The organism is Gemmatimonadaceae bacterium, assembly GCA_019752115.1.
Lineage (GTDB): Bacteria > Gemmatimonadota > Gemmatimonadetes > Gemmatimonadales > Gemmatimonadaceae > Gemmatimonas.
Genome location: JAIEMN010000006.1, coordinates 1 through 21,823 on the forward strand (window position 1 = coordinate 1; position 21,823 = coordinate 21,823).

Genomic DNA, 21,823 nt, shown 5'->3' on the forward strand with positions numbered 1-21,823 from the left:
CCGATTCTCGCGCAGGACCCAGCCGCGAGGCCACCACGGTGGCCTTGACTAGTTGGCCTTTCTCATAGAAGGCATCCAAGCGATCCGAGTCATTCGAGAACGCCGTTCTTGGATGTCTTGGATCGCTTGGTTGTCTTGGATGTGATCAGTTCCTCCGAACCAGCATCACGCCAGCGTGATCACCTGCCCGGAGACATTGCGGGCCTCGGGGCTGGCAAGGAACGCGACGACATCAGCCACGCTCTCGCGCTCGACGTACTCGGTCTTGTCGCCCATGTCGGCGATGTTCGTCGCGGTGCGGATGGCCGTGGGCGCGACGGCGTTGGCGCGGACGCCGTTGGACTTTTCGTCTACGGCGACGGTGCGCATGAGGGAGAGCACACCACTCTTGGCGGCGGCGTAGGCGGCCATGCCCTTGGGGTTGCCCTGCGGGAGCGCGGCCACCGAGCCGAAGTAGACGAGCGCGCCCTGGCCTTCGCGCAGCGCGGGGAGGAACGCGCGCGTGGTGGCGAAGGCGGTGTCGAGGTTGATCATGAACTGCCGCGCCCAGTCGGCCTGATTCGCATCGCTCACCGGGCCGGTCATGCCGAAGCCGCCGGCGGTACACACCACGGCGTGCACGGCGGTGGTGCCATGCGCGGCCAGCACCTCGCGCGCGGCCCGCTCGGCGTCGGCGGCGTCGGCGAGATTGGCGACGTGCGCGGTGGCGGTGAACCCCTGCTGCGTGAGCTCGGCGGCGCGGGCTTCGACCTGCGCCTGATCGCGGTCGAGGAGCGCGAGCGACGCGCCCCGCTGCGCGAAGCCCAAGGCGAGGGCCTCGCCGACCTGGCCCTGGCGGCCTACTCCGGTGATGACAACGAGGCGATTGGCGAAATCGGGCATGGTGCGCTCAGGGATGAGTCGGGACGAAACGCAGGGGCGTTCGGCGAGTATTAGGAGGAAACAGCACCTCGCTGTCATACATACATCGAGATCGAGATGAACGCAGGACGTATTGCCCTGGGCTTCGGCCTGTGGATGAGCATCTGGTGGAGCATCATCGTGGCGCTGGTGGCGCCGGTGGTGCCGGGCGGGTGGGGGACGGCGGTCGCGCTCGCGCTCGTGGCCAGCGCGCCGCTGCTGCGCGTGATTGCGGCGTTCAACAAGCGGCACTATCCGGGCGCGTTCGAGCGGGTGTGGATCATGCGCCCGTTCTGGTACCTGCAGCTGGCGTTGCCGCTGCTGGGCGTGGCGGGGGCCGCTGGCGCGCTCATCGGCTGGCCGTTCGGTGTGGCGGGCACGGCGGGGCGCTGGGCGCTCGCGCTGGTGTTCACGCTGCTCGCGCTCATTGCGCTGGTGGGGTACGCGGGGTCGCGCGCGGTGGTGGTGAAGGAGCTGGAGTCGGTGCACCCCGACCTGCCGCACGAGTTCGATGGTGTGCGCATCGCGCAGATCAGCGATCTGCACGTGGGGCCACATACGCCGCGCGGCTTTCTGGCGCGCGTGCGCGACGCGGTGGCGGCCGCGCGTGCCGATCTCGTGGCGATCACCGGCGATCAGGTGGACGATCACGCGCCCGATGTGCGCTACTTCGCCGAGGCGTTCCGCGAGCTCAATGCGCCGCTTGGTGTGTATGCCATCGCCGGCAATCATGATGTGTACGCCGGCTGGCGTGGTGTGCGCGCGGGGCTCGAAGCGATGGGCGTGCGCGTGCTGGTGAACGAAGCGCAGGTGCTCACGCGCGGCGCCGCGCGGCTGTGGCTCGCGGGTACGGGCGATCCGGCCGCGATGGGTTTTCCGGCCGGCGCGGGGCGTGACGTGGCGCCGGACATTTCGCGCACACTGTCTGCGGTGCCCGATGATGCGTTCACGGTGGCGCTCGCGCACAACCCGGCGCTCTGGCCGGCGCTCGCCAAGCGCGGCGTGCAGCTCACGCTGAGCGGGCACACGCACTACGGGCAGTTCTCCATCCCCAGGATCGGGTGGAGCCTCGCGAGCCCGTTCCTCAAGCACGCGATGGGGAGCCATCAGGCGGGTGATTCGCTGCTCTACATCAACCCGGGCACGGGGTACTGGGGGCTGCCGCTGCGCATCGGTGCACTGCCGGAGGTCACGGTGGTCACCCTGCGCCGCGGCCTTACCGCCGCGATGGTCGGCGCCGCATAAACAACCCCCCACCGCCGTTCCGGGATGCCCGGGATACCTCGGATGCCCGGTGCCCTGCAGTTCACCATCTCGCGGCTGCGGCCGAGTCGGTCGCAACGGCAAGTTCTTCAACAGCAGGTCACCAGGCATCCGAGATATCCCGGGCATCCCGGAACAGCGATTTCTGGGGATAGATTGGGCGGTCACATACATGGAGAATGCCGTGTTTCGCCGACTGCTCTTTGCGGTGGTGTTGTGTGTCTTCCCGTCGCTCAGTGGGGCGCAGGTGCGCCCGGCCACGGATACCACGGATCCGAATCTCTTTCTCGAAGAGATGACCGGGACCCGCGCGATGGCGTGGGTGAATGCGGAGAATGCGAAGACCACGGCGGTGCTCGAGAAAGACCCGCGCTTTGCGGGGATTTTTGGGGCGGCGCGGGCGATGGCGGCGGCGACAGATCGGTTGACCGATGTGCAGTTCATCGGCGGGATGCTTTACAACTTCTGGCGTGATGATCAGCACCCGCGCGGCATCTGGCGGCGTACCACGCTCGCCTCCTTCCGCACCAAGGCGCCGCAGTGGACGACCGTGCTGGACCTGGATGCGGTGGTGAAGGCGGAAGGTGCCAACTGGGTGTGGCACAGCGTGGACTGTGAAGGGGTGCGCGGTGATCGCTGCCTCATTCAGCTGTCGGATGGTGGCGAAGATGCGGTGACGGTGCGCGAGTTCGATGTGCCGTCGCGGTCGTTCGTGAAGGACGGCTTCGCGCTGCCGAAGGGGAAGCAGTGGGTCGCGTGGGATGGCCGTGATGCGATGCTCTTTGCGAGTGCGCGCAATGCGAGTGAGCTGGGCGCGTCGGGGTATCCGTACATCGTGCGGCGGGTGACGCGCGGACAGTCGCTGGCCGACGCGCAGGAGCTGTTTCGCGGCAAGGCGAGCGACCCGGGTTTTGGCGCGTTGCCGGTGACGTTCAGCGATGCGACGGGGAAGAGCGTGTCGTTCGTGGCGTACGCCATGAGCACCTTCGAGTATCAGTACGCGCTGGTGCAGGGCGGGAAGGCCATCCCGCTCACCATGCCGCGCCGGTCGTACCTCCACGCCGTACAGGGCGGGCGCGCGCTCGTGAAGCTGTCGGAAGCGTGGACGAGCGGCAGCACCACGATTCCTTCGGGCGCAATTGCCGAATTCTCCATCGCGACGGCGGCGCGCACGCCCGATCAGCTGCAGCCGCGCGTAGTGTATGCGCCCACGTCGCGCGAGTTCGTGGATACGGTCGTCACGAGCGGCAACACGGTGCTGCTCAACGTCTACCAGAACGTGCGTGGGCGCGTGCTGGCGTTCACGCGCGGTGCGAACGGCGCGTGGACGAGCAAGCGGCTGCCGCTGCCCGACAACGTGAGTACGAGCATCGAGAGCGTGGACGGCCGCGGCGCCGCGATGCTCGGGGTGACGGGGTTTCTCACGCCGAGCAGCATCTGGTATGCCGATGCGGTCCGCGGGACCGCGACCGCACTCAAGTCGCTCGCGCCGCGATTCGATGCGTCGCAGATGGTGGTGGAGCAGCGGGAGGCCACGAGCAGCGACGGCGTGAAGATTCCGTACTTCATGGTGTCGCCCAAGGGCATGCCGCTCGATGGCAGCACCGCCACGATCATCAATGCGTACGGCGGGTTCGAGATCTCCAGCACTCCCTCGTACAACCAGAACGCCGGCAAGCTGTGGGTGAGTCAGGGCGGCGTGTGGGTGGTGGCGAACATCCGCGGCGGCGGCGAGTTCGGGCCGACGTGGCACGAAGCGGGGATGAAGACCAAGCGGCAGATCATCTACGACGATTTCCGCGCGGTGGCTGAAGATCTCATTGCCCGCAAAGTCACCTCACCGCGCCGACTGGGCATTCGCGGTGGCTCGAACGGCGGCTTGCTCATGGGCGTGGAGATGACGCAGCATCCGGAGCTGTTCACCGCCGTGGATATCGGCGTGCCGCTGCTCGATATGCTGCGCTTCGAGCAGATCCAGGCGGGGGCGAGCTGGATTGGGGAGTACGGCAGTGTGTCGGTGCCGGAGGAGCGCGCGTTCCTGGCGAAGATCTCGCCGTATCACAATCTCAAGGCTGGTGTACGGTACCCCACGCCGTTCATCTGGACGACCACCAAGGACGACCGCGTGGGCCCGCAGCACGCGCGCAAGTTCGCGGCGAAGATGAGCGCGATGGGGCTGCCGTACTACTTCTACGAAGTACTCGAAGGCGGGCACGGCACGGGGGCGAACATCGATCAGCAGGCGCGGACGACGGCGCTCGAGTTCACGTACTTCGCGCGGCAGCTGATGGACGCGAAAAAGGCGTTCGTGCCGTGACGATGACGCCAATCACGCGTTCCGCAGCAGAATCTCCAGCAGCCGAACGTTGACGTAGTAGCTCGAACGACCCGCCTTCACCTTCTGCAGGATGCCGGCGTTCGCGAGTGCATCGAGGTAACGCGTTGCGGTAAGGCGCGTGACGCCGAGCTCGTCGACGACGAATTGAATCTTCGTGTACGGGTGGGCGAACAGATTGTTCAAGAGGTCCTGGGAGTAGAACGGGAAGCGTCGCAGCTCCTGCTTGGTGAGCTGCAGCGCCTCGCGGATCGCGTTCACGGTTGCCAACCCATCGCGTGCACTCTCGGCGACCGCCGTGAGCATGTAGAGCACCCACGCTTCCCACGCGCGCTCATCGCGTACGGCCTGCCGGAGGCGATAGTAGTCGCGCTTGGTCTGCACGATGTAGCGGCTCATGTAGAGCACGGGGAGATCGAGCAGCCCCTCCTTGAGCAGGTAGAGCACGTTGAGGATACGCCCCGTGCGCCCGTTGCCATCGTGGAACGGATGGATGCTCTCGAAGCGGTGATGGAGCACGGCCATGCGCACGAGTGGATCGAGGCCGTCGGCTGGCGGGGCGTTGAGATCGGCTTCGAGTGCGTTCATGAGCTCCACGATGCGCCGCGCGTCTTGCGGGGGCGTGTAGATGAGGCGCCCGCCCTGATCGCGCAGCGTGGTGCCCGGGACCTTCCGAAAGCCGGTCTTGCTCGGCTCCAGCTCGGCCTGCACGCGCTGGATGTAGTTGTTCGTGATGAGCCCGTGTTCGCGGACCAGCTCGACGCCGATATTGAGCGCTTGGCGGTAGCGCAGGACCTCCTTGGTGGCGGGGCTGGCGGTGGCGTCCGATTCGGCCGCCGATCGGAAGAGCTCGTCGTGGCTGGTGACGATGTTCTCGATGGCCGACGAGTCTTTGGCTTCCTGCAGGGCCAGCGCGGTCAGCAGCACGCGCTCATTGGGGATCGTGGCGACCAGACCCTTGAACTCCGCCAAGGCGCGGGAGGCCTCGGTGAGCTTTCGAAAAACCGCAGGGGTCTCGACGAAGGCGGGGTCGAACGGGGCGAGCTCTTCGGAGTTCATTTTGTATACCAATTGCGTGTTTTCTATGCACAATATGGCCAACATGCATAGATTTCCGTAAAAAATATACACGTTCTGCTGGCATGTCTACGTGATCGACACGACTCGTCCCAAACCAATGGTCTACCACCTCACCACCCGTCCGGCGCTCGACGCGGCGCAGGCCGCGGGCGCGTACCGCGCGCCGAGCCTCGACACCGAAGGCTTCATTCACTGCTCGCAGGCCCATCAGGTGGGGCCGACGGCGCGGGCGTATTTCGCGGGGGTGCGGGAGGTGATCGTGCTGGTGATCGATCCGGCGCGGCTCACCTCGCACCTGGTGTACGAAGCGCCGGCGCCGCTGCCGAGTGCGACGCCGAAGCAGGACGATCCACACGCGCTGTACCCGCACTGTTACGGGCCGATCGATCTGGCGGCGATCGTCGACGTGCGCGACGTCGCGTCATTCTGAGGAAGCCGCTAGGAACGGGCAAACGCCAGCAGCGGCGTGAAGTCACCCTGATCGGCAGCGCGAAGCGCCGCGAGGTATGCGGTTCGCGCGGTCCCGGCGGCGGTGAGACTGGATTGCCCCCACGTCAGCAGTGGCCGCCGCTGCGCGTGCAGGAGCGCGTCGGCCGCCAGGCGACTCCAGCGTCCGTTGCCATTCGGAAACGGATGAATGACGACGATCGCATGGTGAAAACGCACCGCGATCTCCTCGGGTGCATGCGCTTTGGCACTGATCCAGTGCCGCGTGTCCTCGAGGCGCTCGCGCAGCGCAATGCGGATCTGCGGCCAGTGCACCCCGATGTTCTTGTCGGTGCGCCGGAGTTCACCGGCCCAGCGCCACGTCTGATCGAACATGCGACGGTGCAGGTCGAGCAGATAGCGCTCGCTGAGCACGGTGGCTGGGCTCGCGCGTCGCGTGCCGCGAAGCAGCCACTCGACGGCGGCCGTGATGTTGACCTGCTCAAAGGCATTGAGCTCGGCCAAGGTATGGACCGTCGGAGGGATCAGATCGGCCGCTTCATCAGGATCGATCGGCGTCGCGCCCGGAGCATGCGCACCGATGACAAAGCGGCCGATGGTGTTGCCGACCGGTTCGGCGGGTGGCGGCGAGTCAGCCATCCCACGACCGATCCCACAGATCGCGCGGCAGTTCGGCGAGCAGGCGACGTGTCATCACCTTCTCCTGCTCGGCGGCTTCCGTGCCCTCGACGCTCTGCGCTTCGAGCGCCATGGTGTGCCCCGCTCGAGACATGAGGCGACGCGCCATGCCGCTGGCGCGCGCCTCCACGGTGCGCGTGAAGGAGCCGGCCCGCGGCACGAGCGCGTAGACGAGATCGCACTCCATCGCGTCGGCCGCGCGCTGCAGCGCCTCCAACGTGGTCGTGTGTTCCTGCTCGCGTGTTTCCAGGGCGTGCACGGCCGACCGGCTGATACCCAGTCGCTCGGCGAGCTGCAGGCTGCTCATGCCGATGGCGTGGCGAACCGCCGAGATCCACCCCTTGGCGGGACGGTTCACGGGGCGGGCGGCAAAGGGCTCGACGGTGGCATCGAGCTGCCGAAGCAGAAGCCAGGCAGCGTCGGCGCGTGTAGGCATGAGTACCTCCTTACAATAATAATGATATGAATATACTCATTCTGTCAACTTACAGTTATACAAAGATTACATTCTTTCAATGTATGATTGAAAAATGAAAGATTTCGGCCCAATAGGGCCAGTTAGGCCATTTAGGCCACTTATAGGCCACTCGGGCGCCCCCCCGCGGTTCCGGGATGCCTAGGATGCCTGGGATGCCTGGTGAGGTCAGTTAGCGATCGCGCCGTAGCGAGGGACTTGGTCGTGGCGGATGGACCGCTGAACTGACGTCACCAAGCATCCGAGGCATCCCGGGCATCCCGGGAACTGCGCTACCACGACGTGCTCTTGTTGGGTTTTCGCTGGACAGGGGTAACACTAAGTATTAGACTTAATTGTGCCGAGACCCTCCGTTCAGTCGCTTGAGTCGCCCCGGGTCTTCATGACCAAATGGTTCGCGCGTGCCGCACGAAAGGACGGGGTTTCGCGCGCGGAGCTGTGTCGGGCGGCGAAGGCGCTCGACAACGGACAGGGTGACGACCTCGGCGGCGGGGCGATGATCGAGGTGATGTGTGGCTAAGACGTCCGTGAAGACGGCACGCGCCGAGGGCGACGCGAAGAAGGGTTCGAAGCCCGCACGACGCGTGTACAAGAGCGACGCGTTCGAGGCGATCCATAGTGCCGCCTCGGACCTGTACGATGCGGGGCTTGTCTCGCCGCAGACCATGCGTGAGTTCGACGCCTCCTGTCTCGCGCCGCCGCCGATGTCGCCGGCCGCTATCAAGCGACTCCGACATAAGCTCGGCGTGAGCCAGCCGGTGTTCGCCGCCTATCTCAACACGACGCCGAGCACGGTGATGCAGTGGGAGTCGGGTGCAAAGCGACCGGGCGGGATGGGGCTTCGCTTACTGCAGATCGCGGACAAGAAGGGGTTGGCCGGGCTCGAGTAACGCCGCCGGTAACAATCGGAACCTCTGATCAGCCGCCGTTCCGGGATGCCCGGGCATCCCGGGTATCCCGGGTATCCCGGGAACTGCGGTTGGAGCTACGGCACCATCCGCTTCCGCGCGTCCGCCAGCCAGTTGAGCACCACGGTCACGTCGCCGCTGCCTTCGGGGTTGCGGATCATGATGAAGTGGTGGCCGTCCTTCGCCACGTCGTAGTTGGCGTGAATGCCACCCGGACTCACATCGGTGGTGAAGAGCCGCTCGCGCGCGGTGACGGTGAAATCGCCGGTGGTGCTCACGTTGGCGGCCATGAGGTCGCTGCCGTTGAAGTAGAAGAGACGCTTGCCATCGGGCGCCCACACGGGTTCGGTGCCGGTGTTCACCGACACCTGCGTGCGCCCGCCGGGGCCGGGGAAGGGGCGCACGAAGACCTGATCGGCGCCCGATTCATTGGACGTGTACGCCACCCATTTCCCGTCGGGGGAGAAGCGCGGCATCACTTCGTCGGCGGGGGTGGCTTCGAAGGTCTTGGACGTGGTGTCGCCGGTGAGGGCGCGATACCAGATGTCGCGCCCGGTGAGGCCGGCGAGGATGCGATACAGCAGATACTTCCCATCGGGCGACACGAGCCCCTCGGCCATGAATCGCGTGTCGCTGCCGGTATACGTCTGCAGCGGCTCGGCGGGGCCACTCCGATCGTACGGCTGCCACCAGATCTCCTCACGGCGTTCGCCGTACTGCCGGCGGAAGAGCACGCGCTTGCCGTCCGGGGTCCACTCGGGGCGATCGGCGTACATGTCGCTGGTGAGGCGCGTGGTGGTGCCGGAGGTGACATCGATGATGCTGATGCTCATATCGGACGACCCACCGGCGCGCGACGCGGCGGCGACGGCGATGCGTTTGCCGTCGGGGGAGAGGCGCGGAAACATGAGGCTCTGATCGGCGGCGCTGCCAATCGGTGTGCCGTTGCCGCGCTCGTCCACCAGCTGCAGCGATGAGCGGCCGGAGCCCTTGAACACCACCAGCGTGCCCGACTGCGAGAGTACCGCGTCGGAGCCGCCATCGAGCCCCGCTTCGAGCGCCTGCGCGGTGCCCGCCTTGAGGGTGGCCCAATCGATGGGGACGGCCATCACACGGAACGTGACGTCCTGATAGAGCAGCAGATCGGGAAAGGCTGCCACAATGCGCTCGGCGGCGAAGGGCAGGTCGCGCACCTCGCCCCCCTTGGCGGGTACGACGCCGATGGTGCGGCCTACCATCACCACCCAGTTGCCGTCGGTGGAGAGCACCGCGTTCCCCGCCGGCGCGTACGGCTTGCCATTCTGGCGGAGCGGAATGCGCGTGACGGACGCTCCGGGGCGCAGCAGCGCGACGCCAATCCGACCGTAGCTCAGCACCGCCGTCTCGCCCAACCAGTTCACGCCATTCGGGAGCACCTTGTCGATCCCTGCGGGGAGTACGACATCGGTGATGGTACCCGACTCCACCTGCACGCGCTGCGCGCCACCGGTGGCGGGTTGCACGAGCAGCTCCTTGCCATCGGGGGAGAAGGCGAAGTACGCGGCCTTTTCGGTGCCGGGGATGGACCGGGCGGTGAGGCTGCTCAGCTCCTGCACATGCAGGCGCCGCACGCTGCCGCTGCGGGCCATGAAGGCAATGCGGCGCCCATCGGGAGAGATGGCGAGCGCGAAGTTGCGGCCGGCGCCGAGTCCATCCGCGGGTGGCTTCACGACAAAGCGCACCGGCGTGCCGCCCTCGGCCGCGGCGGGCGTGCTGCTGCGCTGCGATTGCCAGGCGAGGGCGCCGAGTGACAGCGCGAGCGCGGCGGCGTAGGGAAGCGGTTGCGCGTACCAGGCGCGCTTCGTAGCGGTGCGCGGGGCGGGCGCGGCGATGCCCGCGGCGGTGAAGTTGGCGTTGCCGAGGGCGTCGGCGAATTCCTTGGCGGAGGTGAAGCGATCGGCGGGGAGCTTGTCGAGCGCCTTGGCCAGCGCGGCGACGACATTCGCGGGGACGTTCTTGCGGAAGTCGCTCACCGGGCGGGCGGCCTCGGTGATGATGCGCATGATGACCTGCTGCGCGGCGCCGCCCACGTGCGGGGGTTGGCCGGCGAGCATTTCATAGAGCACGCTGGCGATGCTGTACACATCGCTGCGCGGCGTGAGCTCCTTCTCCGCGGTGGCCTGCTCGGGGCTCATGTAGTGCGGCGTGCCGAGCGAGAGGCCGGTTTCGGTCATGCGGCCGCCGGCGGCGGCGCTCACGGCGAGGGCGATGCCGAAATCCATGACCATCGCGCGGCCGTCGTGGAGCAGGATGTTCTCGGGCTTGATGTCGCGATGGATGATGCCGCGCCGATGGGCGTAGTCGAGCGCCTCGGCGACTTCGCGCGCGAGGCGGATGGCGTCGTCGACGCCGAACTGCGTTTCGCGATTGAGCCGATCGCGAATCGTCTCGCCCTCGATGTAGGGCATGACGTAGTAGAGAAAGCCATCCGCCGTGCCGCTGTCGAAGAGCGGCAGGATGTGCGGATGCTGGAGGCTCGCGGTGGTGCGGATCTCCACCACGAAGCGCTCGGCGCCGAGGACGGCGGCGAGTTCGGGCTTCAGGACCTTGAGGGCGACCTTGCGATCGTGCTTCTCGTCGTGGGCGAGATACACGGTGGCCATGCCGCCGGCGCCGAGGGGGCGCTCGAGGCGGTAGTGGTCGGCGAGGGCGGCGGAGAGGCGGGCTTGCTGGGGATCGGGGGTCATCGCCTGAGGCCGAGGGGATGAAGTCGGTCCCAAACTAGCTCACGATCGTGATAATGGCGACAATGCAATCCGAGATCGACCGTTCGCCCAGCGATGCGAGTGTCAGTACGAGTTGCCGTCATTCTCGCGATAAGCATTCCCCGCTGCCACATTCTCAGTCATCCGAAAGTCGACATCACAGGCGATTTCGAGTGCGAGCAACGTTCTTGTGCATAGATCCCAAAATCATTGGTGGGGAATAGCTGCTTGAGCTAGGGCTCTGGAGATGATTCAATGGATACCGATCGCCTTTCTGACCAGGAACTCAGCCATCGCTTTCTTGAGCGTCTCACAACGATCGAGACGCAACTCCGCGATGCCGAGCAATCACATGTTCGAACTATTGCCACCACCGAGTCGGAGCTAATTGCCGCAAAGCTCCAGCTGGATCATGCCAGGGAGCGGGTGCGTGCCTATAAGGAGGTGGTGGGTCTTCCCAGCTATGGTCGTAGAGCGCCATCGCTGGTTGCCTACATGCGATTGACAGAGGAGCTACTCGAGCACGCACTCGCGTTCGAGCGTGAGTCAGCAGAGAAGTACGAAATCAAGGCTAAGCAAGCGGAGATTGCGCACTCCGTACACGACGCATCACTGAAATTGCTACGGCTGGCACGGCAAAGGATTCTCCGTGAGGAACGGAATCGTCTCCCCCGCGGAGCGGACCTCGTCGCCATCGACGATCTGATCGACGCGTTGCCTCCACTGCAGCCTTCAGCAACAGCGGGACGCGAGTGCCAACGGTGCGCTGAACCGGTTCCTCGGGGACGGAAGCGATTCTGCTCTACCGAATGTCGCCTGCTATACCTTGAGGAGAACGGACATCCAGAGCACGGCAAGCGTAGCCGCTATTACGACTACGGAACAGATGATCCCGAAGACGAACGGTGGTAGCGTGCGCAGTTCAGTAGTCCCCCTTAATCGGTGGTCCTACGATCGCCAAAGAACGTTTCGCCGTGGCATCAACGTACAGTAGATGAAAGCGGATTGCACGGTGACAGAATCGCAAGCGCCCTCAACACACACTTCGACGTATGTCCCTGTTCGCCATTGACGTTGTAGGTAAGGACGCCAAGGAGGTTCCTCCGTCGAGCCTCACAGTTCTGGGACTCAAGGAGCGCTATGATCTCCAAGAATGGGTGCTGGCGAAGCCAGCACTGCTTGGTGAAGAGCTGCTGGTCATCACGAGCGAGTACTCAGGATTCGACCGAACTTCCGAACGACTGGATGTTCTTTGTCTCGACAAGGACGGTGTACTTACGGTTGTCGAGCTGAAGCGCTCAGCGACCGGTAGTGCAGCCGAACTGCAGGGGCTTCGCTACGCCGCTTACTGCTCAACGCTCTCTCTCCGCGACGTAGCCGAGTTGCTCGCTGCATTCCATCAGCGGCGGACTCAGATTCCACTCACGACTGAACAGGCGCTAGAGAGAATTCGCACCTTCGTCGACGATCCCGGATTCAGCGAGATTTCAGACAGGCCGCGGATCATCTTGGGGGCAGAGGACTTCCCGCCAGAGATTACCTCGACCGTTCTCTGGCTGCGAGGATTCGGTGTCGATGTGAGTTGTGTGCGCTTGCGTCCGTATTGCACGGATGCTGGGCTGCTCCTGGAGTCATCCGTCCTGATTCCTCTGCCTGAGACTCGAGCCTATCAGATTCGGCGAGAGTCGAAGGAGGCTGAGACTCCTCGAGCTCGAACGCGTGAGGAGATTACGGCCGATGAGTATCTGGAGTCCATCGACAGCTCCCCACGCCAGCTATTAGAGCCGATTCGAGCGTGGCTGTTAGGGCGACCCGATGTTCAGGAGCGCGCGTTTCGCACGCTTCTCAGTTATCGTCGAGTTGCTGATCGCGAGTGGGTGACTTGGCTACAGGCAACCCGGACCGAAGTCCGTGTCGCGATCCGGCCGGAGATTGAGATCGACCCCGATGTCTTTGTGCGTCGCTCCTCTGGAGGCTGGAGTCTGGTTCGAGTGAAAAGCAACGCCGATGTAGCGACCATCGTCGGACTGCTCGAACAGTCTGCATCGCATGACGGGCCCACCCCGCCGAAGCCAGGTAGTTGACGGTGATCGTCTTCGCGACGGAGGGCACGTGAACGGGAGGGTCCCCACTAGTAATCGGCCGTGTTGAGCACTGTCAGATGCGTGCGCTAGCATGAGGCAACCAGACATGTCAGATACTCACAATGTCAGAGGACAACTGTATGGATTCATTGTTTCCCAACAGTGTCGCCGATTCACTGGCAAAGTTCACAGAACAGCGGGAAGGCGCCACTTCGCGGTTCGCTGACGCCGTCATTTCACAGCTTGGTCCGGAGGCGCTGTCGGACATGACCTTGCCATACGTAACGAAACACGAGGCTGAGATTCGCGCAGAATTCCCATCTGACAGCCCGATGCTATTCATGCTGGATCACTATCGGGAACAGGTGCGGATGGAGCTGCGGCATCCGATTCCCGGCATTGACTAGCTCATTTGCACAGGAGAGCTGATGGAGCGAGAGATTGCACAGCACTTCGAAGACGCGATCAACGCGACTTATTCGGGCCTTATGCTACTTGCGCGCGACGTCAATCTGCCGCCGCAGCTTGGAGAACGATACACGTCGGGGTTAGTGATCCGTGAGCGAGCGTTCACAGATGCCACTGTCCGTCTTGGCGGGATGGTCACGTCCCATCGATTCGTGATCCTTTCCAATCACATGGTCGATTTCGACATGTTGCTCGGTGATCAACGGGAGGCTGACGCCCCCGACTGGCAGTTGCATGTGGCGAATCGAGATTCTCGCTTCAAGGTGCTCGGGCAGTGTGAGCTCGAGGGTCGTATACACATCTTCCTTTTGCATCTTCCCGACGACGAGCGCTGGCGTCTGCTGGCGGAGGTCCAGCTTGACATAGACGAGGGAATCCTAGCGGATGCCGCCGATCGTATGGCGGGGAGAGTCTCGCAGAGACCAATTCCCGAAGTGACCAGTGAAGCGTGGCTTGATCGGTGTCGGTTCCCGATCGGCATGACTGAAGAAGGAGAGCTTTTTCCTCTGGACGAGTGAGGTCATAGCCGAAGTTTACTTCTAGCGGTGGGGCGTGCTGGGCGCTCCGAGTCTGCATTCTGATCGAAAAGCACTCCCATCAGGTATTTGACGCCAGCGAGGTCGCGATTGCGGGCGAGGGCACCGCGGTAGCGACTGCTATCGACCTTGCCCCGAATGGCATGCCGAACGCCAGAGACGTTCATCGAAGGGGCGCTCTGACCCTCGCTCCGCCGCACGCAGCTGCGCGCGCGATGATCGCCTCGCAGAACTCGGGATGGATCTCGAGAGGATACAGCGCCTGCCACGGATAACGGTCAAGCAGCGCCAACGCTTCCTCGATCGTCTCGACGATGGAACTGTCCGATCGATGGGAAGGAAGACCCACGAGGTCACCGGTGTCATCGATGATGGTTCCAGAGAAGCGCCACTGACCGTGCTGGAGATGGCCGTACAGCTTGAGTGACCCACCTTCGGCGCCGATTTTGAGAATTATCTGGTTTGTCATGTGCTTCTGGCCAATGATCCGAGGCTGAGGAGGAATGTCAGACCCTTCCGGTATTCTACCGTGCGCCAATGGAGCGTGAGGGACTGAACTGTCAGCCAGGAGCCAGATGCCGTATGCCAAGGTGGATCGTTCCGACTTCGTTCCGAACTTTGACGGTCGCGCTGGCGACGAGGCGATTGACGTTGGCTGGGCGGAGGGCGTACTCGCCGACGGTCGCCCATATCATCTGGAATGCTGGTCCTTGGCGGGATCCACCGGTGTGACGGTCTTCATGGCGGACGCCGGCCTCGAGGACTTTGAGGCATCACACGTGAATGCGCTGCTCGAGTCGAGTGGACTCATTACCAACTACGTGCCACAAGATATCACGCTCCTTCGCTTCGTCGATCCTGTGGGAACGCCGTGCGTGTCCATCAGTTACGTGATCGCTGATGACGATGATGAGCATTTCGCGGAGGCGCATGCGCCCCTGCGGCCATATAGGGCGTGAAACCGGGATTCCTGATTGGCTGAAGTCGCGCTCACTCGACGGCCACGCCACACGCGGCGTAGGCGTCGAACGTACGCTGGTCGAAGCAGGCAAAGATCACCTCGTCGATGCCGGGAGACGTCGCGGCGAAGGCCCGGACCGTCGCGACCGCAACAGTGGTGGCTTCATCGAGTGGATAGCCGTAGATCCCGGTGCTGATCGCGGGGAAGGCGATACTCCGGCAGTGGCACTCCACGGCACGTGTGAGCGCTTGCCGATAGGAGCTGCTGAGAGACTCCGCCTCATGGTGATTGCCCCCTCGCCAGACGGGGCCGACGGCATGAATGACGTGGCGTGCTGCAAGGCCAAAGCCTGGAGTAACACGCGCTTCACCAGTGGGACACGAGCCAACGAGCCTAGACGCGCGCTCCAACTCCGGGCCGGCCGCGCGATGGATGGCGCCGCAGACGCCACCGCCTCGTGAGAGCTGTTCATTGGCGGCGTTCACAATGGCGTCGACCGCGAGCGTGGTGATGTCGACAACGGTCGCAGTGATTTTCATATTCGTCCCAAGTTGAACGTGGCGTAGATTTGAAGCCGAGATCGCCAACCGCGGATCGAGAACAAATATGGCCGAAGCCCGAGAAATGGCGTGCTCACACTGCAAGAGAAGTCACCTCGCGTGGGACGAAGGCGCTCCGTGGGTTCGGCTGCCCAATGGCAGGAAGCGATACGTTTGTCATCCGGACCCCTTCTCGGCTCTTCGCGAGGGGATCGATGTGGATTGCCTCTGTCTGGGATGCGGTCGAACGTCGCGGCGAAACCCCTCGAAGGCGCCCTGGCGCTGTCGCGGCTGCGGATCGAGAGGGGTCGTTCAGATCGCAGCGCTTGCCGGATGTGCGTGTCCGCATTGCCGCGCAGGAATATTTCGTGAGACGGAGACAATCATCATTTCCTAGTCGACATGGGACTGTCAGAGGGGCTCGCAAGACTTGAGGCACGTTCATCGGTCGATGGATGTGATCTCCCCTCTGTCCTGAGGTCTGATATGAAGCAGTCCATTGTTGCCCTTGTCTTCGCCATCATCGTGATCGGCGCGACCCCTCTTCGCGCGCAGCAGCAGCCAGTTCCGGCGGGCGTGTCAAGCCAGCCATCGAGTGAAGCCATCGCGAAGGCGAAGCTGGATGGTACCATCGCCGCGACGAATGCCGGCGGATGGTTCGGTCGCTCGGTTGTCATCGGCGCGTTGACAGGGCTGATCGGCACCGGGGTGACTTACGCCGTTGCGGCGAACAGCTCGCCCGAATTGCCACCGGAAAAGCAGCTGCAGATCTCGAAGGAGTCGGCGGAGTACCGGGTGATCTTCGAGAAGGCCTATGCCGACAAGGTGCGGGGCAAGCGGAAGAGCACCGCGCTGACGGGCGGGCTGGTTGGTACTGCCGCCTTCGTGGTCCTGTTGATCTCGTCCTCCGGGAGCTGACGTAGCGACCGCGAGACAGACCCCTTAGACTCTAAGCGGTGCGGCGATTTCCCAGGCTTGACGGGCCGCACCGCAGGACGCCTCAATCGTCCTGTCCATTCCGTCTAAGTCGCAGCGGCGAACGCCGGCGGCCCGTCCTGGGTCACCGGCGTTTTGCATGGGAGCATGCCATGACCGTGGCCCTGTACCACTCGTTTCCGATCCACGTTCCGGTGGATCTGCACTACCGCCCACGGACGTACGTCGCCGACTGGTGCGCCACGGCGGCGGCGGTTCAGAACATCGTCGGGGAGGTCCGCCGGGAGGCGGTGCATCAGCGACTCTCGGAGCGCCGGGCCGCCCCTGCAATACCGTCTTGGATGTTGGAGGATCGGCTGCCACGCCGGAGACGTGACGCATGGGTGGCGAATGATCCGGTGGGGCACACCGGCGGAGAATTCCTCCCGCCATACCGTCAGGGTGAAATGGAGCTCGCTCGGTTGGTGGTGGCCACCTCGCCCGCCATCGTGATCAGTCTGCGCGGGCGGATGCTGGACATGCGCTTCTGTACGGCACGCTTGCGTGAGCGGTGGGGCTGGCCGTTCTGGTATTCCCATCGGGTGGTCGGGGAGGGCGAGACCCGCTATGCGTGCTCGCATGAAGAGGTGGCCGAGCCGCTGTCTCTGCTCGACGTCATTCTGCTGCTCGATAACGTGCGGGCTCCTCACCTGCCGGACCTATCTCGACGCATGCCGTTTCCGGAAGCGCTGCTTCTCGAGTGCATTGACGCACGCGCGGGCCACGCGGCGCCGCACGAGCTGCTTCGCATATCGTCGGTGGTCTACCCGGAGCTCGGCGCATTCTACAGGACCCGGCTCTCCTGGTGGGTGGCGCAGCACCTCACGTCGTCCACATATCGGGTGCCGCAGGCTCCCGCACTGCCCGATGCCATGGAGCGGTGGTGGAGGGGAGTCGGATGACCTGTCAGACCCACCAGTTAGTGTCGAGGTCAGAATTGGAATGCACAATAGCAGGCACGCTCATCTCGCAGTGGCGCGCGAGGGGGGCGAACCAATCTGTCCAGGAGATCCAGTGAGTGAACCGTTGATTCGCCGTCCGATCGAGAACTCGTATGTCATCGAGGGCGACATCTTGGTGGCCGGCGAGTACCCTGGCGTTCGACCAGGTACACCGACGTCCGAACTGGAGGCCCGCCTTGGCGCGTTCTTGGACTCGGGTATCAACGTGTTCATTGACCTCACGGATGCGGCGGATAAGCTCGAGCCATACGAGCCGGTACTTCGACGTTTGGCGGCGAAGCGGGGGATCGAGCTGTACTACCGGCACATGCCGATTCGCGATATGGATGTCTGCACGCCCGAGCAGATGACCGACGTGCTCGACGAGCTCGACAGGCATATCAATGGAGGGCACGCAACGTACGTGCACTGTTGGGGCGGGGTGGGGCGTACGGGCATGGTCGTCGGCTGCTGGCTGGTTCGCCAGGGGGCGAGTGGTGAGCAGGCGCTCGAGCAGGTGAGTGCCATGTTTAGCACCATGTCGCCCGACAAACGGCGACGCCACGCGGCGCACGGCTCTCCACAGACGGATGCGCAGCGGGCCATGGTGCGTGAATGGACTGCACACGTCGGCGTGAACGCGCACCGGCTCGAAAGCGCGCATCCAATCCCATCCCTCGCGGCGATCAGTCACGCACGATGGGAGCACATCCGACCGAGGGCGGACGTCACGCTCGCGCAACGCGATCGTGTGCGTGGCGCGCTCATCGGCCTCGCGGTCGGCGATGCCGTCGGAACTACCGTCGAGTTCCGCTCGCCAGGCACCTTTGAACCTGTCACCGACATGATTGGCGGCGGCCCGTTCCATCTCTCGCCTGGGCAGTGGACCGATGACACGTCCATGGCGCTGTGCCTCGCACACAGCCTGATCGAGCGTCGAACATTCGATGCGCGCGATCAAATGCAGCGATACGTCAACTGGCGAGACAACGGCTACCTGTCGAGCACAGATCGATGCTTCGACATCGGGAGCACAGTAAGTCAGTCGCTCCGCAGATTCGAGCGTGACGATGATCCATTCGCCGGAGTCACTCGAGGACGAACGGCCGGCAACGGCTCGCTGATGCGACTCGCGCCGATCGCCATGTATTACTTCGACCAATACCAAGTGCTGCAGATGGCAGCCGACAGTTCACGCACTACGCATGGCGCCCGCGTGGCCATTGACTGTTGCCGGTACCTCGCGGGGCTTATCGTCGGTGCCATTCGGGGCATCACCAAAGACCTGCTCCTCGCGCCGGACTTCGAGCCCTTTCCGGGTTGCTGGGACATCGAGCCGCTGCACCCCGCTGTCCAGATGGTCGTCTTCGGTTCGTACAAGAGAAAGAAACCACCGGAGATTCGCGGACGCGGGTACGCGGTCGACGCGCTCGAAGCGGCCCTATGGGCGTTCTATCGGAGCGACAACTACCGCGAAGGCTGCCTGCTCGCCGTAAACCTCGGCGATGATGCCGACACAACCGCGGCGATCTACGGTCAACTAGCCGGCGCCTTCTACGGTGAGCGCGGTATTCCTGCGGAGTGGCGATCGCGCCTGGCGCGCAAGGATCTGCTTGACCGCACTGCCGAAGCGTTGTTTCAGTTGGCGTTCGATCGCGTCCCGTCTCTTGGAACACTGACGGAGCACGCGCATGCACAGCGGGCGGAGCTCCTCTCCGCCGAAGCGGGCGATGCCCATCAGGCTCTGGCGAAGTTTCTCGCCGCCGAGAGGGCGGCGAAGGAAGAGATGGGCGTCTTCGAATACTACATGAGTGGCCCGTCATACGGTCAGGCGCTGCATGATGAGGTGCGCCTGCAGCTGCGAATCGAGGCGGGGCTAGCGCTGCAGGCGTAGACTTCAGTCAGTTAGTCGCGCCAGCGCGTGACTTGTCAGCAACGAAGCGAACGGTGGACCCAGGTAGCACTCCCAGAGCCTGCAGTGCATCCTCTGGTTGTGGCGCTGGCCAGCTGGCATTCCCCTCAGCAGGCTTGCTTCGGCGCCGAGGCTCAGGCTCCAGCTGAACGGCCCACACCTCTTGCTCCAGCCGAAGGAAATTGCGAAGCTCACCGAGCGTCATGCTTTCGGGCTTGAAGAGCGGTTCACGGTCCAAGAGCCTTCCGCTCTCGTCAACGATCTCGATCCAGAACCGAAGGTCGGTCGAGGTAAGAAGCTCGACGACGTCCATACGCCCGCTGGTGAGCTCAAAGAGCGCTGCACGGGAGGTCAGGTGCAGATGAAGTCGAAGCGTTGAATGGGATCCCTCGTTTCGACTCCATCGGCCCCATGCACGAATGATCTCGGCCAGCGCGAAGCGACTGGCGAATGGGCGGGATTCTCCGGTGCCGAGTAGCGCCATGTGCAGCACCGCGTAGCCGTTCGCTGTCGCCCACTCGAATGCATCGATTGCGCGTGGTGCGATGTAACGCAGGTCGCGCTGACTGACGCTTTCCCACGGAGCAAGGGCGAGCACGGGCAACTTCTCTCCCGACTCGGCGAAGCACTCGAACGCGCGTGGGTTGCCATTGTGCGGCACGAGCGCGACCTCACCCTTTGAGCAGTGTTTAGAGAACACCTTCTTCAACGCGCCGACAATCGGTCGCGACAAATGCCCGAGCACGTCGCCGTTCGTGAGACCCGCACTGACCGCCCATCCTTCGTCTGTCTTGGGTGCCGGTAGCATGCCATCGCGAATCACGAGATCGGTTTGCTTGTCACCAGAGCGAGGATTGACGCTGAAGCTCCACTCCGAAGCTCCCACCGACTGATTCTGTATCGTTGTGCGGAGACGAGTCAGGCAGTCTGATAGTTGCTCCCACTCATCGATCGCCAGAACATTGATGTTGAAGCGGGAACGCAAGAACTCTGCATCCCGCGATGTATGATCCTTTTCGCTCATTATTGCGAAATGCGGATGTGGGCCCACGCCGTAGAGCTCCTGAACTTCGGCGAACAGGTCGAGGAGATAGACATCCTTGAGGCCCGCACCCAGGAACAGGATGGATCGGCGGCGATACACCTCCGCGAAAGCCCGACGGTATTGCGGGGAGGCATGCGCCAAGCGTCTGAACTCCTCGTGGCCGAGGACGATCTCGCTGGAAAGACTCACAGGAGCATCGATACGCTTATCTGGAGTGTTCGTAAGGGGAAGGTATCCGTGAATCGCCCACAACAGTGAGCGACCGGTCACGTCGAGTGACGCGAGCACCCGACGGCAGTCTGCTTCGGTTCGACTGACGACTGAGAGCAGCTGCTCTCCGTACCGATCACCGAATGCCGATGAGGAATCTTGCTGTCGCTTCTCCACGTAGGCGTGCGCGAATACAACCCGACGAACATCCGCTCGCTTCGCTCGATGATGGGGCAGATACTCGGCGAGCACGGGCTTCCTGACTCGCCGCTGTGCACTGACTTAACGCGTATCGTGAACCGCCTTGCTGCCGACGCCGAGACTGAGTTTAGAGAAGACGAGGAATGGTGGGGCAGTTACCCAGGGTGGTGATCAGAGAACCGTTTCTAGCCAAAGGACCTGATCGAACACGAATGCGTCAGCGGCCTTCATGCAAATCGCATAACAATTCCGCGACTTTCTACCTCAAAATCTGAATCTGACTGAGATCTGCATGCCCCTCGCCCATGATGATCGCGACTTGACCGTAAACTGGCCCACGAAGAGCAGACGACGACTCAGCACGGTCCTAGAGAATGGACGGTTCAAGCTGCCGTATACGCCTCAGCGATGCCGCCCGGGGGCGCGCGTCTATCTTGCAGGGCCCGACGGAGAGGTCCTGCTCAGCATGCAGTTAAAAGAAATCGTGAAGAACGAGGGGGTTAGAGGCTCGCAGCTGATCGCACGAAAGGGGACGGTACGCAAACCCCGGGCTGCCGATTTCCCATACGTCCCGATAAATAGCAACGCAGAGTACGCACCGCTGTATCTGTGGCCCGGGACCACCCAGCCGGATTACGAGAGCTATCCGGGAAATGAAGGGGGCGGCGCGCTCGAGTCTAGAGTGTCGAGCTTACCAAGCCTCCCGCTGCTAGCAGACAACGCGGCGAAGAAACTTCGGCAGCCCGAGCGAGCACTGATCAAGGCGTATACACAATGGATCGGTCGCCCGGAGATTTTCAGTCATCGCCGACTACCGGAACCGGGTCTCTACACGGACCTCTTCGTCAGTAGTACTTACACACTAGTCGAAGCGAAAGCGTGGGTGGATCGAGAAACGCTGCGCATGTCTATTGGTCAGCTATACGATTATCAGCGGTACTTCCTCTCGCGTCACCCGTCTTTGGCAGTTCTTCTCCCACGCAGGCCTTCGGTAAGCATGATGAATCTCTTTCAGAGCAAGAAGATCGCCGTGGTTTGGAGATCTCGCGGCAAAGCATTCTCGGATAGCGTAGGTGGCCGCTTGACCGTCGAGCTTAAATCAACGCGCTAGCTCTATACGC

Annotated in this window: 22 protein-coding genes; 14 read left to right on the forward strand and 8 right to left on the reverse strand. The window is 63.4% G+C overall.

The annotated features are described in order from the left end of the window. Window positions 1-165: 165 nt before the first annotated feature. Complete coding sequence (locus K2R93_02875; protein MBY0488764.1) at window positions 166-882, reverse strand: SDR family oxidoreductase; 717 nt, start codon at window positions 880-882, stop codon at window positions 166-168. A 177-nt stretch (window positions 883-1,059) separates the two neighbouring features. On the opposite strand from K2R93_02875, the gene K2R93_02880 reads away from it, so the two are divergent. Together K2R93_02880 and K2R93_02885 are read left to right on the forward strand one after the other, a co-directional pair. Then, window positions 1,060-2,145 carry a metallophosphoesterase gene (locus K2R93_02880; GenBank protein ID MBY0488765.1) on the forward strand — a complete coding sequence of 362 codons (1,086 nt, stop codon included), beginning with the start codon at window positions 1,060-1,062 and terminating at the stop codon, window positions 2,143-2,145. 202 nt (window positions 2,146-2,347) lie between these two features. Continuing rightward, entirely contained in the window at window positions 2,348-4,480 is a 2,133-nt protein-coding gene (locus tag K2R93_02885) for a prolyl oligopeptidase family serine peptidase (GenBank protein MBY0488766.1), read from the forward strand. 12 nt (window positions 4,481-4,492) lie between these two features. Here the strand turns inward: K2R93_02885 and K2R93_02890 are convergent, their stop codons facing one another. Beyond that, window positions 4,493-5,557: a Fic family protein gene (locus tag K2R93_02890; GenBank protein MBY0488767.1), complete on the reverse strand. Its 1,065-nt coding sequence runs from the start codon at window positions 5,555-5,557 to the stop codon at window positions 4,493-4,495. A gap of 118 nt (window positions 5,558-5,675) precedes the next feature. Between K2R93_02890 and K2R93_02895 the strand changes: the two genes are divergently transcribed. Continuing rightward, complete coding sequence (locus K2R93_02895) at window positions 5,676-6,008, forward strand: DUF952 domain-containing protein (GenBank protein ID MBY0488768.1); 333 nt, start codon at window positions 5,676-5,678, stop codon at window positions 6,006-6,008. An 8-nt stretch (window positions 6,009-6,016) separates the two neighbouring features. Here the strand turns inward: K2R93_02895 and K2R93_02900 are convergent, their stop codons facing one another. Together K2R93_02900 and K2R93_02905 are read right to left on the reverse strand one after the other, a co-directional pair. After that, window positions 6,017-6,664 (reverse strand): mobile mystery protein B, encoded by a 648-nt coding sequence (locus K2R93_02900; protein MBY0488769.1) that lies wholly within the window; start codon window positions 6,662-6,664, stop codon window positions 6,017-6,019. Beyond that, a complete protein-coding gene (locus K2R93_02905) occupies window positions 6,657-7,139 on the reverse strand; it encodes a mobile mystery protein A (GenBank protein MBY0488770.1) in 483 nt (160 codons plus the stop codon). Before K2R93_02905 ends, K2R93_02900 begins: the two co-directional genes overlap by 8 nt. A gap of 421 nt (window positions 7,140-7,560) precedes the next feature. Here K2R93_02905 and K2R93_02910 point away from each other — a divergent pair, with 421 nt between their 5' ends. Continuing rightward, window positions 7,561-7,698: a type II toxin-antitoxin system RelE/ParE family toxin gene (locus K2R93_02910; GenBank protein ID MBY0488771.1), complete on the forward strand. Its 138-nt coding sequence runs from the start codon at window positions 7,561-7,563 to the stop codon at window positions 7,696-7,698. Beyond that, window positions 7,691-8,068 carry a DNA-binding transcriptional regulator gene (locus K2R93_02915; GenBank protein ID MBY0488772.1) on the forward strand — a complete coding sequence of 126 codons (378 nt, stop codon included), beginning with the start codon at window positions 7,691-7,693 and terminating at the stop codon, window positions 8,066-8,068. Before K2R93_02910 ends, K2R93_02915 begins: the two co-directional genes overlap by 8 nt. Before the next feature lie 95 nt (window positions 8,069-8,163). Here K2R93_02915 and K2R93_02920 read toward each other — a convergent pair whose 3' ends face one another. Continuing rightward, window positions 8,164-10,812 (reverse strand): serine/threonine-protein kinase, encoded by a 2,649-nt coding sequence (locus K2R93_02920; GenBank protein MBY0488773.1) that lies wholly within the window; start codon window positions 10,810-10,812, stop codon window positions 8,164-8,166. A gap of 273 nt (window positions 10,813-11,085) precedes the next feature. Here K2R93_02920 and K2R93_02925 point away from each other — a divergent pair, with 273 nt between their 5' ends. The 4 genes from K2R93_02925 (at window position 11,086) to K2R93_02940 (ending at window position 13,900) form a co-directional block, all read left to right on the forward strand. Then, on the forward strand, window positions 11,086-11,742 hold the full coding sequence (locus K2R93_02925) for a hypothetical protein (GenBank protein MBY0488774.1): 657 nt from the start codon (window positions 11,086-11,088) through the stop codon (window positions 11,740-11,742). 140 nt (window positions 11,743-11,882) lie between these two features. Next, window positions 11,883-12,914, forward strand: a complete 1,032-nt coding sequence (locus tag K2R93_02930) for an endonuclease NucS (protein MBY0488775.1) — start codon at window positions 11,883-11,885, stop codon at window positions 12,912-12,914. A 140-nt stretch (window positions 12,915-13,054) separates the two neighbouring features. Beyond that, complete coding sequence (locus K2R93_02935; GenBank protein ID MBY0488776.1) at window positions 13,055-13,321, forward strand: hypothetical protein; 267 nt, start codon at window positions 13,055-13,057, stop codon at window positions 13,319-13,321. A 21-nt stretch (window positions 13,322-13,342) separates the two neighbouring features. Beyond that, on the forward strand, window positions 13,343-13,900 hold the full coding sequence (locus K2R93_02940; protein MBY0488777.1) for a hypothetical protein: 558 nt from the start codon (window positions 13,343-13,345) through the stop codon (window positions 13,898-13,900). A 181-nt stretch (window positions 13,901-14,081) separates the two neighbouring features. Here K2R93_02940 and K2R93_02945 read toward each other — a convergent pair whose 3' ends face one another. Continuing rightward, the gene (locus K2R93_02945; protein MBY0488778.1) at window positions 14,082-14,387 is read right to left on the reverse strand and encodes a hypothetical protein; all 306 of its coding nucleotides are present in this window, start codon (window positions 14,385-14,387) and stop codon (window positions 14,082-14,084) included. A 106-nt stretch (window positions 14,388-14,493) separates the two neighbouring features. Here K2R93_02945 and K2R93_02950 point away from each other — a divergent pair, with 106 nt between their 5' ends. Further along, window positions 14,494-14,877, forward strand: coding sequence for a hypothetical protein (locus K2R93_02950; GenBank protein MBY0488779.1), 384 nt, complete (start codon window positions 14,494-14,496; stop codon window positions 14,875-14,877). Between the two features lie 31 nt (window positions 14,878-14,908). Here the strand turns inward: K2R93_02950 and K2R93_02955 are convergent, their stop codons facing one another. Next, complete coding sequence (locus tag K2R93_02955; GenBank protein MBY0488780.1) at window positions 14,909-15,418, reverse strand: macro domain-containing protein; 510 nt, start codon at window positions 15,416-15,418, stop codon at window positions 14,909-14,911. 486 nt (window positions 15,419-15,904) lie between these two features. Here K2R93_02955 and K2R93_02960 point away from each other — a divergent pair, with 486 nt between their 5' ends. The 3 genes from K2R93_02960 (at window position 15,905) to K2R93_02970 (ending at window position 19,228) form a co-directional block, all read left to right on the forward strand. After that, the gene (locus tag K2R93_02960; protein ID MBY0488781.1) at window positions 15,905-16,336 is read left to right on the forward strand and encodes a hypothetical protein; all 432 of its coding nucleotides are present in this window, start codon (window positions 15,905-15,907) and stop codon (window positions 16,334-16,336) included. Window positions 16,337-16,506: 170 nt separating this feature from the next. Continuing rightward, complete coding sequence (locus K2R93_02965) at window positions 16,507-17,295, forward strand: hypothetical protein (protein ID MBY0488782.1); 789 nt, start codon at window positions 16,507-16,509, stop codon at window positions 17,293-17,295. A 643-nt stretch (window positions 17,296-17,938) separates the two neighbouring features. Next, entirely contained in the window at window positions 17,939-19,228 is a 1,290-nt protein-coding gene (locus K2R93_02970; protein ID MBY0488783.1) for an ADP-ribosylglycohydrolase family protein, read from the forward strand. 7 nt (window positions 19,229-19,235) lie between these two features. Here K2R93_02970 and K2R93_02975 read toward each other — a convergent pair whose 3' ends face one another. Further along, the gene (locus tag K2R93_02975) at window positions 19,236-20,753 is read right to left on the reverse strand and encodes an SIR2 family protein (GenBank protein ID MBY0488784.1); all 1,518 of its coding nucleotides are present in this window, start codon (window positions 20,751-20,753) and stop codon (window positions 19,236-19,238) included. A gap of 241 nt (window positions 20,754-20,994) precedes the next feature. Here K2R93_02975 and K2R93_02980 point away from each other — a divergent pair, with 241 nt between their 5' ends. Then, on the forward strand, window positions 20,995-21,813 hold the full coding sequence (locus tag K2R93_02980) for a hypothetical protein (protein MBY0488785.1): 819 nt from the start codon (window positions 20,995-20,997) through the stop codon (window positions 21,811-21,813). Window positions 21,814-21,823: the final 10 nt, after the last annotated feature.

What these genes read in the sequence shown, in the direction of transcription:
- K2R93_02875 (MBY0488764.1), bottom strand. Translation starts at nt 882, where the DNA reads ATGCCCGATTTCGCCAATCGCCTCGTTGTCATCACCGGAGTAGGCCGC.
- K2R93_02890 (MBY0488767.1), bottom strand. Translation starts at nt 5,557, where the DNA reads ATGAACTCCGAAGAGCTCGCCCCGTTCGACCCCGCCTTCGTCGAGACC.
- K2R93_02895 (MBY0488768.1), top strand. Translation starts at nt 5,676, where the DNA reads ATGGTCTACCACCTCACCACCCGTCCGGCGCTCGACGCGGCGCAGGCC.
- K2R93_02900 (MBY0488769.1), bottom strand. Translation starts at nt 6,664, where the DNA reads ATGGCTGACTCGCCGCCACCCGCCGAACCGGTCGGCAACACCATCGGC.
- K2R93_02905 (MBY0488770.1), bottom strand. Translation starts at nt 7,139, where the DNA reads ATGCCTACACGCGCCGACGCTGCCTGGCTTCTGCTTCGGCAGCTCGAT.
- K2R93_02910 (MBY0488771.1), top strand. Translation starts at nt 7,561, where the DNA reads ATGACCAAATGGTTCGCGCGTGCCGCACGAAAGGACGGGGTTTCGCGC.
- K2R93_02920 (MBY0488773.1), bottom strand. Translation starts at nt 10,812, where the DNA reads ATGACCCCCGATCCCCAGCAAGCCCGCCTCTCCGCCGCCCTCGCCGAC.
- K2R93_02925 (MBY0488774.1), top strand. Translation starts at nt 11,086, where the DNA reads ATGGATACCGATCGCCTTTCTGACCAGGAACTCAGCCATCGCTTTCTT.
- K2R93_02930 (MBY0488775.1), top strand. Translation starts at nt 11,883, where the DNA reads ATGTCCCTGTTCGCCATTGACGTTGTAGGTAAGGACGCCAAGGAGGTT.
- K2R93_02935 (MBY0488776.1), top strand. Translation starts at nt 13,055, where the DNA reads ATGGATTCATTGTTTCCCAACAGTGTCGCCGATTCACTGGCAAAGTTC.
- K2R93_02940 (MBY0488777.1), top strand. Translation starts at nt 13,343, where the DNA reads ATGGAGCGAGAGATTGCACAGCACTTCGAAGACGCGATCAACGCGACT.
- K2R93_02945 (MBY0488778.1), bottom strand. Translation starts at nt 14,387, where the DNA reads ATGACAAACCAGATAATTCTCAAAATCGGCGCCGAAGGTGGGTCACTC.
- K2R93_02950 (MBY0488779.1), top strand. Translation starts at nt 14,494, where the DNA reads ATGCCGTATGCCAAGGTGGATCGTTCCGACTTCGTTCCGAACTTTGAC.
- K2R93_02955 (MBY0488780.1), bottom strand. Translation starts at nt 15,418, where the DNA reads ATGAAAATCACTGCGACCGTTGTCGACATCACCACGCTCGCGGTCGAC.
- K2R93_02960 (MBY0488781.1), top strand. Translation starts at nt 15,905, where the DNA reads ATGAAGCAGTCCATTGTTGCCCTTGTCTTCGCCATCATCGTGATCGGC.
- K2R93_02965 (MBY0488782.1), top strand. Translation starts at nt 16,507, where the DNA reads ATGACCGTGGCCCTGTACCACTCGTTTCCGATCCACGTTCCGGTGGAT.
- K2R93_02970 (MBY0488783.1), top strand. Translation starts at nt 17,939, where the DNA reads ATGGTGCGTGAATGGACTGCACACGTCGGCGTGAACGCGCACCGGCTC.
- K2R93_02980 (MBY0488785.1), top strand. Translation starts at nt 20,995, where the DNA reads ATGCCCCTCGCCCATGATGATCGCGACTTGACCGTAAACTGGCCCACG.